Below are 13,976 nucleotides of genomic sequence, written 5' to 3'. Positions count from 1 at the left end.
TCAAATTTCTCCCAAAGACTCTTCAGGAGTGGAATACCACCACCAGGACCATGTTGTTTGTTTTCAAAGAGCGGTTTATTCAGATTCATTTTTGGATCACCCGTATCGACAATGTAATGGCAAAAAAATACCATCCATTTCGATTATTGGGCGATTTTGAAAATATCAAGGGGTTTTTAGTATTTTCTTAAATTTTTTTGGTACTTATTTACTGTAAGTGCATAACTAATGTACTAACTGTTAAGCCTAAAAGACGGTTTCAATAAGCTATAGAAGCCTGAAATATTTGGGACCTATATTGTGAATACTATGTTTTGATATCCTGCGTATCGAATTTGTCAGGGTGCATGACAGTATGTATTATTAAAGTATTAAAGAATAAAGAGAGGGATTTTACGGAAATATTATACCCTCTTGATTTTTTTACAAAAAACATTATAATTTATACTGAAAAGTGTAAAAAAAGAACTACTTAGTCTAAGTAAGTTTCCAACTAAATAAGGGAGGTGAGTAAATGCCTAAATTAATGGAGAAAACCTTTCTGGTCGGCCTGGGAGCTGTCTCGCTGGTTGGGAAGAGAATAAAAAAGACCATCGACGAGCTTTCTGAAAAAGGCCGGGCAGCAAGGGATGAAATCGCGGAAACGACTCGCAAGCTGGAGGAAAAAGGAACAGCCAAGGTAGAGTCCCTGCGCGCTTCCTTTTGTCCGAAGTGCTGTACATCCGGGCAAAACCGGCCTACAACCAGGCAGGACATCGAGAGGCTGGAGCAAAAGCTGGAAGAACTCAAGCAAACAAGCTGAACCGCCCTCCCTTAATGGCCCGGAAAGAAATGGTTTTCCGAGCCATTTATAAAATCACTCATAAATGAGGAACTCACCGTACAGTATTTGTAGTAATAAGGACAAGGGATGATGAGCGGGATGCAGTTGGGCAAGCGGTATAAACATTTACAGCGCTACCGGGAGATCACGGGTGTTCTGCTCAAACATGGCTTCGGCCATGTTTTGCATAACATCGGCCTTTTAGATTTCCTGTCAATTAAAGCTAAACTGGTGTTAAAAAAAGAGCCGGTAGCTGAGATGTTGTCTCCGGCCCAAAGGGTGCGCCTGGTCCTCGAAGAACTGGGGCCGACATTTATAAAGATCGGCCAGATCCTGAGCACCCGCCCGGACATCCTTCCCCCGGACTATATAAAAGAACTGGAGAAACTCCAGGACAAGGTACCGCCTTTTTCGTTTGACGAGGTTAAACGACAAATTGAAAGTGAATTGGCGCTGCCTGTGGAGGAATTGTTTATCGAATTCGACCCCGAGCCGCTGGCCGCCGCTTCCATCGGCCAGGTGCACCGGGCCGTGCTTGCCGATGGCAGGGAAGTTGCGGTTAAAGTCAGGCGCCCCGGTATTGAAAAGGTCATTGAAACAGATATCGAGATCCTGTATGACGTGGCGCGTTTCCTCGAAAAACGCTCGAAATGGGCGGAAATGTACAGCTTCGTCGAGATGGTCTCCGAGTTTGACCGGACCCTTCACGAAGAGCTGGACTATAACGCGGAGGGGAGAAACGCCGACACCTTTACAAAAATTTTCGCCGGGGATGACGACGTGGTCATCCCCGCGGTTTACTGGGAATACACCTCTAAAAAAGTCCTGACCATGGAATACGTGAAGGGCGTCAAGCTCAGCAATCTTTCGGAGATCGAACGTACGGGCCTAAATCGAAAGGCCCTGGCGAGAAAAGTTGCCCGGGCTGTTTTTAAACAGATATTGATTGACGGTTTCTTCCACGGCGACCCCCACCCCGGGAACCTGGCTGCCTTAAGCGGGGGGAAAATTGTGTTCATGGACTTCGGAATGGCCGGCCATCTCACCGAAGAAACCAAGAATAAAGTCGGCAATTTAATGATGGCCCTGATCAGCAAAAACGCCGACGCGGTAATGAAAGCGGTTTTGGACCTGGGAGTGGTGCCCAAAAGCGTCGACCGGAAGCTCCTGCGCCGGGACATCGACCTGCTGCAGAGAAAGTATTACGAAATTCCATTAAGCCAGATTAAACTGGGCGAAGCGTTGAACGACACTATAGGCGTCGCCTTCAGGCACCACATCCGGATACCGCCGGAATTCGCCCTGCTGGTTAAATCGCTTTTGACGCTGGAAGGTATTGTCGGGGAACTGGACCCCGGCCTGAGCATAGTTACGGTGGCCGAACCTTTTGGCAGGCGAATGCTCCGGGAGAGGTTTTCACCCCGGAAATTATCCGGAAACGCTGCAAGACACCTCTTGGAAATGGGCAACCTGTTGCCACTTTTACCGAAAAAAACATATGACCTTCTGGATTTGGCCGCAGAGGGCGAATTAAAGCTAAAACACCAATTTCCCCAGGTTGAAGAAATCACAGCAAGAGTAAACATTATGGTCAACCGCCTTGCCTTCGGCATCGTGATAGCCGGCCTGGTGGTAGGCTCCGCCCTCATTTCCCGGGGCGGTTATCTCCTGTTCGGCCAGGTACCGGTAGCAGAAATCGGCTTTTTTATAGCAGGTGTGATGGGTTTTTGGTTTTTGGTATCTATCTTGCGCTCCGGAGGTCTTTAGAATTTGAAGCCGGTAGTGAAAAAAGTCTTTGTTATGTTGCGGAGGACAACATGTTTTCCAAATTGGAGAAATGGCTGATCCTTGTTGCCGTCATCACCGGCCTGGCTATGCCGCCAGGCCCCCTTTTTGCCCTTCGTTTATGATGTCCGGACTTGCCTTGACGATTAAGTCTTCCAATCACTCGGCATGTACTGGGGTATTGCTGCAATTAGCGCTTGATAGAAAAATCGCAATGCTATATAATGAACCTAAATTTCATTTTGTGATGCCAGCTTCATACATCTTAACCTGGAGGCTACAGTGAAAAAGGATAAACCTTCCAGAAAAGAACGGGAACAACTGCGGCGGCGGACGGAAATTCTGCAAGCTGCGCTGGAGTTATTCTCGCAAAAGGGTTATCATAACGTTTCCATGCACGAAATAGCCGTTCGGGCAGAATTTGCCGTGGGCACTCTTTATAAGTTCTTCAAAAATAAGGAGGAACTATATAAAGAGATCTTAATGCAGACGGCAATGCTGTTTCATTCTGCTTTATCGAAAGCGCTGGAAGAAAAGGAGGACGAGTATGCCAGGGTAAAAAATTATCTAAAAACAAAATGTAAAATTTTTATGGAAAACATCCTGTCGGTGCGGCTTTACTTTGCAGTGTCGGGTGCCGGCGTTAGCTTTAATGTCAGGAGGGGGTTAGAAACTGAATTGCGCAGTTTCTATGACCAGATAATCCAAAAGCTGGCTGCTGTTTTTGAAAAAGGCATTCAAAAGGAGATTTTCCGCCCGCTTGACCCGTATTACCTGGCTTTGGCCCTTGACAGTATAAGCAGTGCCTTTCTTTTTTGCTGGATGGAAGACCCCGATAGACATCCTGTTGACACAGACCTGATCGATAAAATCTTCTTTGAACGAATATATCTGGTACACAGGTAAGGGGTTTTATGGCCGCGCCAAAGAGGAGCGGCGCGCGACCCGGAGGAACCGCACCCACAGTGAATTTAACCGGATGGCGGCCGACTTCCCCTGCACGAAGGGGCCGGAGGGGAATTTGCGCCGGGCAGCGAAGGGGGTTATCGTTTTGGAAGCCAAGTTGGCTCTCAAAAGCAAAACAGGGATCGTCATTGCTTTTAGCTTGATTTTGCTCTTTGTTGGGTTTGTTGCCTTTAATTACGTTCGGCATAGTGAAAAGGAAAAGATTACTGTCAACAAAACGGAAACTGTACCTGTACAGGTGGCCGAAGCAACGCTAATGAACCTGCAGCGGGTACTGGAACTGACAGGAGAGATCAAACCGGCAGCCGTGGTAGACGTCCACCCCAAGGTCGGGGGGGAAATTATTGAGAAAATATTCGTAGAAACCGGCGATTACGTTAAAAATGGAGACCTGATAGCTGTTTTAGATGATGATGTCATAAAAGCCCAGCTTGAAGAAGCGACGGCAGGCCTGGCTGCTGCGGAGGCCGGCTTAGGGCAGAGCGAGGCGAATCTGGCACTATTAGAAAAAGACCGGTTGCGTGTGGAAAGTCTTTACAAGGAAAATGCTGTATCCAAACAAGAACTGGACCATATAAATGCTCAGTACGATGCTGCCGTAGAATCAAAAAAACTAGCGGGCGCCCAGATCGAGAAGGCGAAAGCAGTTTTAAACCAGCTGCAGATACTTTACCGCGAGCACAGTATATATGCGCCCATCCCGGGATTTGTCGCCGCCCGCTACGTGGAGCAGGGCAACCGGACAGATCCAGCGAAACCGGTGATCCGCATTTCCCGGGAAGATGAACTAAAAATCGTCTGCAGCGTGACCGAAAAAGACTTTCCCTATCTCAAAAAGGGGATGGAAGCAGAAATAACCGCAGATGCTTTCCCCGAAAAAGTTTTTAAAGGGGTTGTCTCGGTTATCAGCCCGACCATTGACCCGGCCACCCGGACAGCCGAAATTGAAATACATATCCCCAATGAGGAATATGAGCTTCGTTCCGGTATGTTTACCCGTATCAAATTACATTTAGGCGAACGGAAAGTCCTGGCGATTCCCACCGAATCCGTTAACAAAATGCCGGGAACGGGAAGCTATTTTGTATATGTCGTTGAAGACGACAAAGCAACCTTAAAAAATGTTAAAACGGGCATCACGCAGGGTAATTTTACCGAGATAACTGACGGATTGACTGAAAAAAATCTGGTCGTTACCAGAGGGCAGAACCGGCTTTCCGACGGGGCGCAGGTATCTATAGAGGAAAGAGGTGTTGCGGGCAGTGAGGCTTCCTGAGTTCTCTGTTAAACAGCCGGTGGCCACTTTAATGCTTTTCCTGGCCGTAATTATTGTAGGAGCACTTTCTTTAACCAGGCTTCCCATCGATATGCTTCCGGACATCGAAATGCCGGCGGTAAGCATACTGACCGCTTGGCCGGGAGCGAGCGCTTCCGACGTAGAAACGGAAATCACCAAGCACATTGAAGATCAGGCCAGCATGGTAAACAATCTGGATACGCTCACCTCTAAATCCTTCGATAACCTCTCCATGGTATCCTGCAAATTCGAGTGGGGCACGGATCTGGAGGAAGCTACCAACGACATCCGGGACAAGCTGGAGCTGGCCAAAAAGAAACTGCCGGACGATGCAGAAGAACCGGTAATTTTTAAGTTCAGCAGCGCCAGCATTCCCATCCTGGTAATGACCGTCACCGGGGATGCCAGCTGGCCAAGGCTTTATCATTTGACGGAGAAAAATATTGCCGACGAATTAAAGCGTGTTCCGGGAGTCGGCGCCGTTCAACTTTACGGGGGTATGGATAGGCAAATAAATGTCTATTTCGACCTGCAAAAAATAAACGGTTACCACCTGGATTTACTGCAGGTTAAACAAGTTCTGGCGGCAGAAAACTTAAACCTGCCGGCCGGTAGTATAAAATCCGGCCCGCAGGAATATTCTGTCCGGATTCCGGCCAGGTACAAGGATACAGATGAAATAAAAAATACTGTCGTCAGCTATTTTAACGGCAGGCCTGTTTACCTCAAGGACGTGGCCGAAGTTGAAGACGCCTACAAAGAGCAAACTATAAACGGCTGGGCGAACGGGGAAAAATCCATAGTCCTTATTTTACAAAAGCAGAGCGGTAAAAATACCGTAAAAGTTGTTCAGGATGTTAAAGATAAGCTTAAAGAGATAGAAAAAGACCTGCCTGCCGATGTTAAAATCAATACCGTTATGGACACTTCCGAAGATATATTACGTTCCATTAAAACTTTGCAGGATGAGTTATTAAGGAGCGCCCTTCTTGTAATAATCGTAACTATTCTATTCTTGAGAAGAGTCAAGGCGGCTGCCATCATCGCCCTGACCATTCCTTTTTCCTTGGTTATCGCCTTTATCCCTCTCTCTTTAGCCGGTCATACTATAAACCTGATTTCGCTGATGTCACTTGCTATTGCCTGCGGCCTGGTGGTAGATGACGGTATTGTGGCCCTGGAGAATATCACCCGCCACCTTGAGCGCGGCGGCAGGCCGGGAACCAGCGCCATTTTTGGCGCAGGCGAAGTGGGCATGGCCATGACGGCTTCCACCATGACCATAGTGGTGGTTTTCGTTCCCCTGATGTTTGTGGGGGGAATTACGGGGATGCTTTTTAAGGAGCTGGGGTTTGTTATCGTCGTGACCCTGCTGGCCTCCCTTTTTACCGCTCTCTCCATGACGCCGATGCTGTCCTCGAAGTGGCTGGGAACCGGCAATAGAGAATCCGCGGCAAAAGAAAGCTTATGGAGCAAATTTTACGCAACTACAGAGAAATATCTGGTCCTTATTGAAGACGCTTACGGCCGCGTCCTCGCCTGGGCCCTGTCCCACAAAAAAACCGTAATTATTCTTGCCGCTTCGATTTTTGCCGGCAGCCTCGCCCTGGTCCCTTTTATCGGCACCAGTTTTGTGCCGGATATAGATTCCGGGGATGTCAACATTGAATTTCGCCTGCCGGAAGGAATAAGGATAGAGGAAACAAACAGGGTTATGGAAAAAATGCTGCAAACCATCGGTAATGTAGTAAAACCGGAAGAATTGAGGCAATCTTACGCTTTTGACGGGCAGAGCGAAGAAGGATTCGGCGCGGCTATGGGCATGGACGAAGGGCCCAACGTGGGTAGGATTGGTTTTAAACTGGTGGACAGAGATAAGCGGGAGCGCAGCGCTAGTGATATCGCCGGCAAATTAAGAGAACAACTGGAAAAAATACCGGGCATCAGCCGGATGAAGGTTACTGCCACGAGCCCGCTTTCCTCAATGATGATGGGCGGCGGAAAGCCAATCGTTATTGAAGTCGCAGGCCCCGACCTGGACACGAACCTCAAAGCGGCCGGACAGGTGAAAAAGATTGTTCAGGAAGTCCCCGGCACGGCGGATATTTCCCTCAGTCAAAAAGATCCCCGGCCGGAGATTTGGGTGGAGGTGGATCGCCAAAAAGCAGCTTCTTTCGGTCTAAACATTGCCATGATCGCCGGTACGGTCCGCAACTATTTTTATGGCGATAATCCTACCGAATTCCGCGACGCAGGCGATAGCTTTGATATATTCACCCGCCTGAGCGAAGCGGACAAAAACAAACTGGAAAATCTGCCGGAAGTGCCGATCTTTACTCCCGACGGCAGGATGGTTAAATTGAAGAATATCGCCGAAATAAAAAATGGCGAGGGACCTGTAGAAATCGAAAGGAAAAACCGCGAGCGGATCGTCAATGTAGAGGCGGATAAGTACGGCCGTTCCCTCGGTGAAATTACCAACGACATCAAAGATGCTCTTAAAAATATGGACATACCGCCGGGTGTTTCACTTAGCTTCGGCGGAGAAGTGGAAGAACAGCAAAAAGCTTTTAAGGACCTCAGCCTGTTGCTGGTCCTGGGAATTGTCCTTGTTTACATGGTTATGGCCTCGCTGTACGGCAATTTCAGGGATCCGTTAATTGTTATGTTCGCCGTACCTTTTGGTTTGAGTGGTGTGTTTTACGCATTTTACTTTACTAATACAACCTTAAGCTTAATTTCTTTCATGGGCATAATCATGTTGACCGGAATTGCAGTTAAAAACGCTATTATTTTGCTTGACTATACCCACCTGTTGCAAAATAGAGGCCAGCCTTTACTGGAAGCAATAACCAATGCCGGACGCAACAGGTTAAGGCCGATTCTGATGACTACCACAGCCACCTTTTTCGGCATGCTGCCGCTGGCCATTTCCAGAGGTGTGGGTGCGGAGTTATGGAATCCGCTGGGAATCACCATGATGGGAGGGCTGGCCGTTTCAACCCTGGTCACCCTGGTCCTCATTCCGACGGTTTACTGCCTGTTTGAAGAGAAAAGACTCCGAAAGGCGGCCGGCATTCAAAAGGTAAGCGTAAAGCTCTCCTGATGACTTGTACATGAGGATCTAGGTTTTTGCCAAATTCTGTTTTCTGAGGGGTGCGGTAATGAAGCTACTTTTTATTATCTATGATGCGGATTTTGACGAGGACGTAATGGAGATGCTCAATTCGCTGGGGGTTACGGGCTTTACCAAATGGGACAGGGTACTGGGCAAAGGGAAAAACAGTGAGCCCAGGCTGGACAATCCGGTATGGCCGGGGTTCAAGTGTGCCGTGGCGGCGGTAATCAATGATGACGATCAAGAAAGGACCTTGGAAGACCTTAAGAAATTTTCCTTACGGCTTGACGGTAAGGGCTTTAAGGTCTTTGTGCTGCCGGTTTTAACGGTTATTTAGCAACCAGGGCAGGCGCAGGACACCCACTCCGGCTTTTAGCCAGGCGTGGGTGTCCTGCGGTTTAAATGCTTTCTAAATTGTCTCCCATATCGTCCCGAACATCAAAAATATCACCGGCCACGTATTCTTTGTATTGGTTCGGCGTTTTCAGATTATTTCTTCCGCATCAAGTCGCCTGAACCCCTTTGAGTAAAAATTGTCTTAGCGTCTGCAAGATCTGGTCGTATTTATATTCTTGGGCAAAAACAAACCGGTCTAGGGCGGCCACCCCCACCGCCCCAAAAATGGCGGCCGCCGTCGTCTCCGTTTCCAGATCGTCGCGGATCACCCCTTCCGCTTGGCCTTTTTCCAGCAACTCTTGAATAGTTTTGAAGTAACCCGAGCGCAGCCGCTGGACCTGCTCTTCCCACCGGTGGCCCAGCCCCCAGACTTCGCTCAAGAGGATCTTACAGTAGTCCCGGTATTCCTCAAAAAAACTCAACTGGGCGGAAACCAGGGCCTCTAACTTGGCCAGGACGGTGTCTTTGCGCGCCACCTCCCGGCTGACGGCGGCTTCCAGCCTTTCGATCCCTTCCTCGAGGAGTGAAAGGAATAGCTCCTTTTTGCCTTTGTAGTTGTAGTAGATGGTTCCCTTGGCGATGCCCGCTTGTTTCGCGATCTCCTCCACTGTGGCCCGGGCAAACCCTTTTTCGGCAAATACTTTCACAGCGGCGTCAAAGATGGGCAAACGTCTGCTTCCGTTCACCGGCGTGCACATCCTTTCGTTTTGCGTTTCAGAAAATCTGGATGACCAGGTATCTGGCTAAAACAGGCAGCGGTTCTTCAAGACGGTGCTCAAGATCAACCACTTCTGGTTCATCCCCGGGCGCGCCCCTTTTATTTTCCAATAGTTTAGTTTGGTTGCTCCCGTCTTTTGCCGGAAAGTGAAAACAAACATCAGCCAGTGGAATTTCCAGTTCCGCCGATAAAATTTATCGCCCGGCCCGTTGATGCGGTAATAGAGGATGCCGCCGGCAGCAATCGCCACTCCCGCAAGCACCGTCCAGGCCGGAACGGATTGCGCGAAAGCGTATCCAAGCAGACAAAGGAAACAGGCCAGGCTTATCTTTTCCAGGTAGGGACGCCGGGCGTAAAATATGGTATATTCTTTCCCCGGGACGGCCCGCCGCCACAGGAGATAGCGCCCTTCCGCGCCGTACGCAGCCGTATAGATGGCCACCCGTTGGGTGTACACCATCAGGCAGGGAAGGAGCGCCGGCCATACCCCCGCTCCGGCGAAAAAGCCGGCGGCAAACCGGACCAATGAACCGGAGGCCGCTGCGCCGGCGTTAAGAAGAGGGGTCCTTTTTACGCTCTCGTATAAAACCTGGACCAAAGGCAGGAGCAGGGCGAAGGGGAGCACTCCGGGCAAAAACCAGAAAAGAAGGGCTAACCCTGCGGCTGACCGGCCGGCAAACATGACGGGCAGCCACATTTCGGGGATGCTCCCGCTGGCGGAAGCCCGCTCTTTTTTGCGGGGATGGAGCCGGTCGCTGGCTATATCCTTGTAGTCATTCAGCCAGTACTTGGCCTGGTTGATCAAGAATTCCACGCAAAACCAGGTAAGGGCTAAATCCCTGAAGGGAAGATGATGACCTGCGACCAGGGCGTAAATCACTCCTGCCCAGAAGTAAATGGAACCGCCCAGGATCGCCCCGGGGCGGGGCAGGAGAAGGTAAAAAATGACCTTTAGCTTGCTCGAAGTCAAATTGAAAATCAGCTCCTTCGGTAAAGGACTTCGTTTTAAAACCATTCCGCTTTCTGATGCTCGCTGTGGACATAGAATATAAATATAGGACTTGCTGGTATATCTATTAGACTGATGAGTTTAATTAAAATTATAACAACCCGCATGAATGGTGTCAAACAATAAAAGCGGTTTTTAGATACCGAGTTGCACTTACTTGAACCGACGCCGCTGTTAGTTGAAATTACGGGCATAGAGGTGTTGCGTCGGGCCGGCTGCTTTGATTGGGAAGCCGATTTGCGCTTTCAAACACATGCGCCTTCAAATTCCTCTTGACAGGTTTCTATAGACCGGGTTATTATATGCATAGGATTTTGGGTCTTTTGGGATAATGTTTATAACCGGAGTGAGATTGATGACTTTGACCCGGCGAAGAAAAGAGTTTTTACACAAGATTAAAAAAATATACGAAAATACCGGTACACCCGTGCATTATATCACCGTAGCCGAGGCGCTGGGGGTCAGCAAGTGGACGGCATACGACATCTTAAAGGAACTAGAGAAAGAAGGTTATTTGCGCAGCGAATATTCCGTAAGCCGTGAAGAAAGATACTCGGGGCGTTCGGTTCTTCTATTTCTTCCGACCCCAAAAGCCGGGGAATTATTCCTGAAAGAAAAAGAAGAAATCGACCATATGGAAGAATGGCACGCTGCCCGGGAAAAACTTCTCGAAATATTTGAAAATGTTAAAAAGCACGGCTCGAAAAAAATTATTGATGACCTCCTGAAAGAGATGCCGGCCACCGAGGCGCCGATAATAATCAGCGCATATATAATAGCCGTATTAATTGTTTACATTCAAAATTTAGGTACAAAAGCCGTAAAAATGATGAAAAATCTGCTGCAGCCGGCCCTCAGGCCAGAACTGATCCTGAGCTTGTTCGCGGGCACGGCGCTGGGAGCAACGGTCAAAAATATGCATGACGTCATAAATGGCCAGTTGGCTGACGAAGTGGGCCGGCTCCAAAAATATATTTCGGAATTTAGCTCCAAAGAGAATAAATTACTGGTAAAATTTTTGAGTGATGCTTTAGAACGGGCAATATAAAATTTTTTTGGGCAGTTATTTGGTCTTTTTGGTGTTTTGTGTTTTACTGGTAAAACCAAAAGATATGTGGGTGCATCTTTATTAAACTCGCGTCAGGGAGGTGACCATGCATATAATTTTTTTTAACTTTTCTTTAACAACCACAAAAGGAAGGGAAAAATTATACTAACATGGAGGTAACAGAGGAATGCAGGGGAAAGCAGCGAATCTCGACTTCGCCAAAAACTTTGTAAAGGAACAGATTCTCCGTCAGGCTCTGGGCTACCTCGAAAAAGACTCCGAAGTAAACTTGCCCAAAATTTTTAACCTGGCAAAGTTGCTCGCCATCAAGAAAGAACACAAGGAACAGGTGGAGCAGTTAGCCCTGGCCTACCGGCAAAACCCGGCCATCCGGACTTTTGTCAACCGGCTGTTCGTCGCGACACACCCCAACGTCAAGCATTGCCTGGTCTATAACTGGTTTATCAACGCCATGCTCTTCGGCATTTCAAAACAGGCGCAGATGTCGCAAAAACACGGGGTAAATGTCCCAAACTTCTTCCTGGTGGACCCGACCGGCGCCTGCAACCTGGCCTGCGAGGGCTGCTGGGCCGGCAAGTACGCGAAAAAAGATTCGCTGAGCTATGAAAGATTGGACCAACTCTTTACCGAGGCCAAGGAACTGGGCATTTACTGGGCGGTCATGTCCGGCGGTGAACCGTTCGCTTACCCGCGGCTGTTCGAGTTGGCCGGTAAACACAGCGACATGGCTTTCATGGCTTATACCAACGGCACGCTAATCGACGAGGAAGCGGCCGACAAAATTGTGGAGGTGGGGAACCTGTCGCCGGCCATCAGCCTGGAGGGATGGCGGGAACGAACCGACGCCCGCCGCGGCGCCGGAGCCTTTGACAAAGTAATAAAGGCCATGGACTTGTTGAAGGAAAAGGGAGCCATATTGGGAGTGTCGATTACCGTCACCCGGGATAATGTAATGGAAGTCACCAGCGACGACTTTATCGACTTCCTGGTTGATAAAGGAGTCGCGTACGGGTGGTTGTTCCATTATATCCCCATCGGCCGTGATCCGGATCCGGGGCTGATGGTGACGGCGGAGCAGCGGGCCTACCTGGCCGGGCGCATCCCGTACATCCGCGCCAATAAGCCGATCTTGCTGGCCGACTTCTGGAACGACGGTGAAATGACCGGCGGCTGCATTGCCGGCGGGCGGCGGTATTTCCACATCAACGCCGCCGGAGATGTGGAACCCTGTGCCTTCGTCCACTTCGCCGTCGATAACATTAATGAGAAGACCCTGCTGGAAGTACTGCGTTCGTCCCTATTCGCGTCCTTCCAAAAGCGCCAGCCCTTCTGCAAAAATCACCTGCGGCCCTGCCCGATCATCGACAATCCGGATGCGCTGCGGGCAATCGTGGCCGAGTCGGGGGCCCTTCCCACTCACCCGGGAGCTGAAACTATCCTGGACGGCCCTGTAGCCGAATCCCTGGATCAAAAGGCGGCGCGCTGGGGCGTTGTTGCTGACGGTATTCAGGAAGAGCGCAGGGGCGGGCGCCAGGCGCAATACGCGTGCCGGAAATGCGAATAATCCCAACTGCAACGGGATTTTTTCAACATAACGCCGGCAGGAGGTACCGCATGAAGATCGCAGTGGATGCCATGGGCGGGGACTACGCGCCCCGTGAAATTGTTAAAGGTTCCCTTGATGCAGCTAAGGAATATGGCATCTCTGTGATCCTGGCCGGAGATGAGGAACGGGTGTATTATGAGCTCGGCGGTGATAACGCCGGGGGCCTGGTAAGCGTCGTCAACGCCCCGGAGGTAGTCGAGATGTGTGAGCAACCAGCGGCGGTGATCCGGAAGAAAAAAAATTCTTCCATTGCGACGGTCACCAGGCTAGTCAAGGAGGGTGAGGCCCAGGCGCTGGTTTCGGCCGGGAGCACAGGAGCCGCCATGGCTTCCGCCTTGTTGGGGCTGGGCCGGATCAAGGGTATTGACCGGCCGGCCATCGCATCTTTGCTGCCGGCCGAAAAAGGATTTACAGTTCTGCTGGACGCTGGCGCCAATGTGGATTGCAAGCCGCACCACTTAGTCCAGTTCGGGATCATGGGCTATCTCTACGCCATGAAAATTCTCGGGGTAAAAAACCCGAGGGTGGGGCTCTTAAGCAACGGCGAAGAAGAAACCAAAGGCAACGAAACCATCCTCGCGGCGTTTCCCCTTCTGCAGAAAGCCGGAATAAATTTTTTTGGTAACGTTGAGGGCAGAGATCTCTTCCGGGATACCGTCGACGTCCTGGTTTGCGATGGCTTTGTCGGCAATGTTGTATTAAAAACCGTGGAAGGTATGGCTACGTCCATATTTAAAGTGATAAGGGAAGAAACAACCAGAAACAGGCTGGCCAGAATGGGTGTTGTTTTAGCCGGACCCGCCCTGAAGGGACTGCAAAAACGCATTGATTACGCCGAATACGGCGGCGCTCCGCTCCTGGGGGTTAACGGCATTTCAGTTATATCCCACGGCAGTTCCACGGGCAAGGCTATAAAAAACGCGATCAAGGTGGCCGGACAGTTGGTCGAAAACCGCCTGGTTGAATCTATCCGCGACAGCATTGAAAATGCAAATATATACGGGGCAGGTGACCGCCATGCCCTGGGAGTTAATTAATACCAGTATCGGGACATGCGTGCCCAGCCGGGTACTCACCAACGTCGAACTTGAAAAAATAGCCCGTGCCGGCAAGGAGGTGAACTTAATGAATAGCATTAAAAAAATGTGGGAATCACTTAAAAATATCTTATTCCGTAGGAAAAACAAGT

The 13,976-nt window shown here is 49.7% G+C and carries 12 protein-coding genes; 10 read left to right on the top strand and 2 right to left on the bottom strand.

Annotated features, from left to right (window positions below):
- The 7 genes from L7E55_RS11640 to L7E55_RS11610 form a co-directional block, all read left to right on the top strand.
- Positions 1-191: hypothetical protein (locus L7E55_RS11640; protein WP_277444411.1), on the top strand; the 191-nt coding region annotated here is incomplete at its 5' end.
- A 323-nt stretch (positions 192-514) separates the two neighbouring features.
- Positions 515-802: a phasin-related domain-containing protein gene (locus tag L7E55_RS11635; protein ID WP_277444410.1), complete on the top strand. Its 288-nt coding sequence runs from the start codon at positions 515-517 to the stop codon at positions 800-802.
- A gap of 108 nt (positions 803-910) precedes the next feature.
- On the top strand, positions 911-2,590 hold the full coding sequence (ubiB, locus tag L7E55_RS11630; protein WP_277444409.1) for a 2-polyprenylphenol 6-hydroxylase: 1,680 nt from the start codon (positions 911-913) through the stop codon (positions 2,588-2,590).
- Positions 2,591-2,890: 300 nt separating this feature from the next.
- Positions 2,891-3,514, top strand: a complete 624-nt coding sequence (locus L7E55_RS11625; protein WP_277444408.1) for a TetR/AcrR family transcriptional regulator — start codon at positions 2,891-2,893, stop codon at positions 3,512-3,514.
- Positions 3,486-4,850, top strand: coding sequence for an efflux RND transporter periplasmic adaptor subunit (locus L7E55_RS11620; protein ID WP_277444407.1), 1,365 nt, complete (start codon positions 3,486-3,488; stop codon positions 4,848-4,850). Before L7E55_RS11625 ends, L7E55_RS11620 begins: the two co-directional genes overlap by 29 nt.
- Positions 4,837-7,977, top strand: coding sequence for an efflux RND transporter permease subunit (locus L7E55_RS11615; RefSeq protein ID WP_277444406.1), 3,141 nt, complete (start codon positions 4,837-4,839; stop codon positions 7,975-7,977). The genes L7E55_RS11620 and L7E55_RS11615 overlap by 14 nt, the downstream gene beginning before the upstream one ends.
- A gap of 58 nt (positions 7,978-8,035) precedes the next feature.
- Entirely contained in the window at positions 8,036-8,326 is a 291-nt protein-coding gene (locus L7E55_RS11610; protein WP_277444405.1) for a PG0541 family transporter-associated protein, read from the top strand.
- A gap of 166 nt (positions 8,327-8,492) precedes the next feature.
- On the opposite strand, the gene L7E55_RS11605 is transcribed toward L7E55_RS11610, so the two are convergent.
- Together L7E55_RS11605 and L7E55_RS11600 are read right to left on the bottom strand one after the other, a co-directional pair.
- On the bottom strand, positions 8,493-9,071 hold the full coding sequence (locus L7E55_RS11605; protein WP_277444404.1) for a TetR/AcrR family transcriptional regulator: 579 nt from the start codon (positions 9,069-9,071) through the stop codon (positions 8,493-8,495).
- A gap of 57 nt (positions 9,072-9,128) precedes the next feature.
- Positions 9,129-10,073: a UbiA family prenyltransferase gene (locus L7E55_RS11600; protein ID WP_277444403.1), complete on the bottom strand. Its 945-nt coding sequence runs from the start codon at positions 10,071-10,073 to the stop codon at positions 9,129-9,131.
- A gap of 394 nt (positions 10,074-10,467) precedes the next feature.
- Here L7E55_RS11600 and L7E55_RS11595 point away from each other — a divergent pair, with 394 nt between their 5' ends.
- The 3 genes from L7E55_RS11595 to plsX all read left to right on the top strand — a co-directional run bounded on the left by L7E55_RS11595 (position 10,468) and on the right by plsX (position 13,824).
- Positions 10,468-11,160, top strand: a complete 693-nt coding sequence (locus L7E55_RS11595) for a LexA family protein (RefSeq protein WP_277444402.1) — start codon at positions 10,468-10,470, stop codon at positions 11,158-11,160.
- A gap of 187 nt (positions 11,161-11,347) precedes the next feature.
- The gene (locus L7E55_RS11590) at positions 11,348-12,745 is read left to right on the top strand and encodes a radical SAM/SPASM domain-containing protein (RefSeq protein WP_277444401.1); all 1,398 of its coding nucleotides are present in this window, start codon (positions 11,348-11,350) and stop codon (positions 12,743-12,745) included.
- Between the two features lie 50 nt (positions 12,746-12,795).
- Positions 12,796-13,824, top strand: coding sequence for a phosphate acyltransferase PlsX (gene plsX / locus L7E55_RS11585; protein ID WP_277444400.1), 1,029 nt, complete (start codon positions 12,796-12,798; stop codon positions 13,822-13,824).
- Positions 13,825-13,976: the final 152 nt, after the last annotated feature.

It is taken from the genome of Pelotomaculum isophthalicicum JI (assembly GCF_029478095.1).
GTDB classification, from domain to species: Bacteria; Bacillota; Desulfotomaculia; order Desulfotomaculales; family Pelotomaculaceae; genus Pelotomaculum_D; species Pelotomaculum_D isophthalicicum.
The sequence above is the reverse complement of the archived record's forward strand: the minus strand, read 5'-3'. Positions and strand labels throughout refer to the sequence as shown.

What these genes read in the sequence shown, in the direction of transcription:
- L7E55_RS11635 (WP_277444410.1), top strand. Translation starts at nt 515, where the DNA reads ATGCCTAAATTAATGGAGAAAACCTTTCTGGTCGGCCTGGGAGCTGTC.
- L7E55_RS11610 (WP_277444405.1), top strand. Translation starts at nt 8,036, where the DNA reads ATGAAGCTACTTTTTATTATCTATGATGCGGATTTTGACGAGGACGTA.
- L7E55_RS11590 (WP_277444401.1), top strand. Translation starts at nt 11,348, where the DNA reads ATGCAGGGGAAAGCAGCGAATCTCGACTTCGCCAAAAACTTTGTAAAG.
- L7E55_RS11595 (WP_277444402.1), top strand. Translation starts at nt 10,468, where the DNA reads ATGACTTTGACCCGGCGAAGAAAAGAGTTTTTACACAAGATTAAAAAA.
- ubiB (WP_277444409.1), top strand. Translation starts at nt 911, where the DNA reads ATGATGAGCGGGATGCAGTTGGGCAAGCGGTATAAACATTTACAGCGC.
- plsX (WP_277444400.1), top strand. Translation starts at nt 12,796, where the DNA reads ATGAAGATCGCAGTGGATGCCATGGGCGGGGACTACGCGCCCCGTGAA.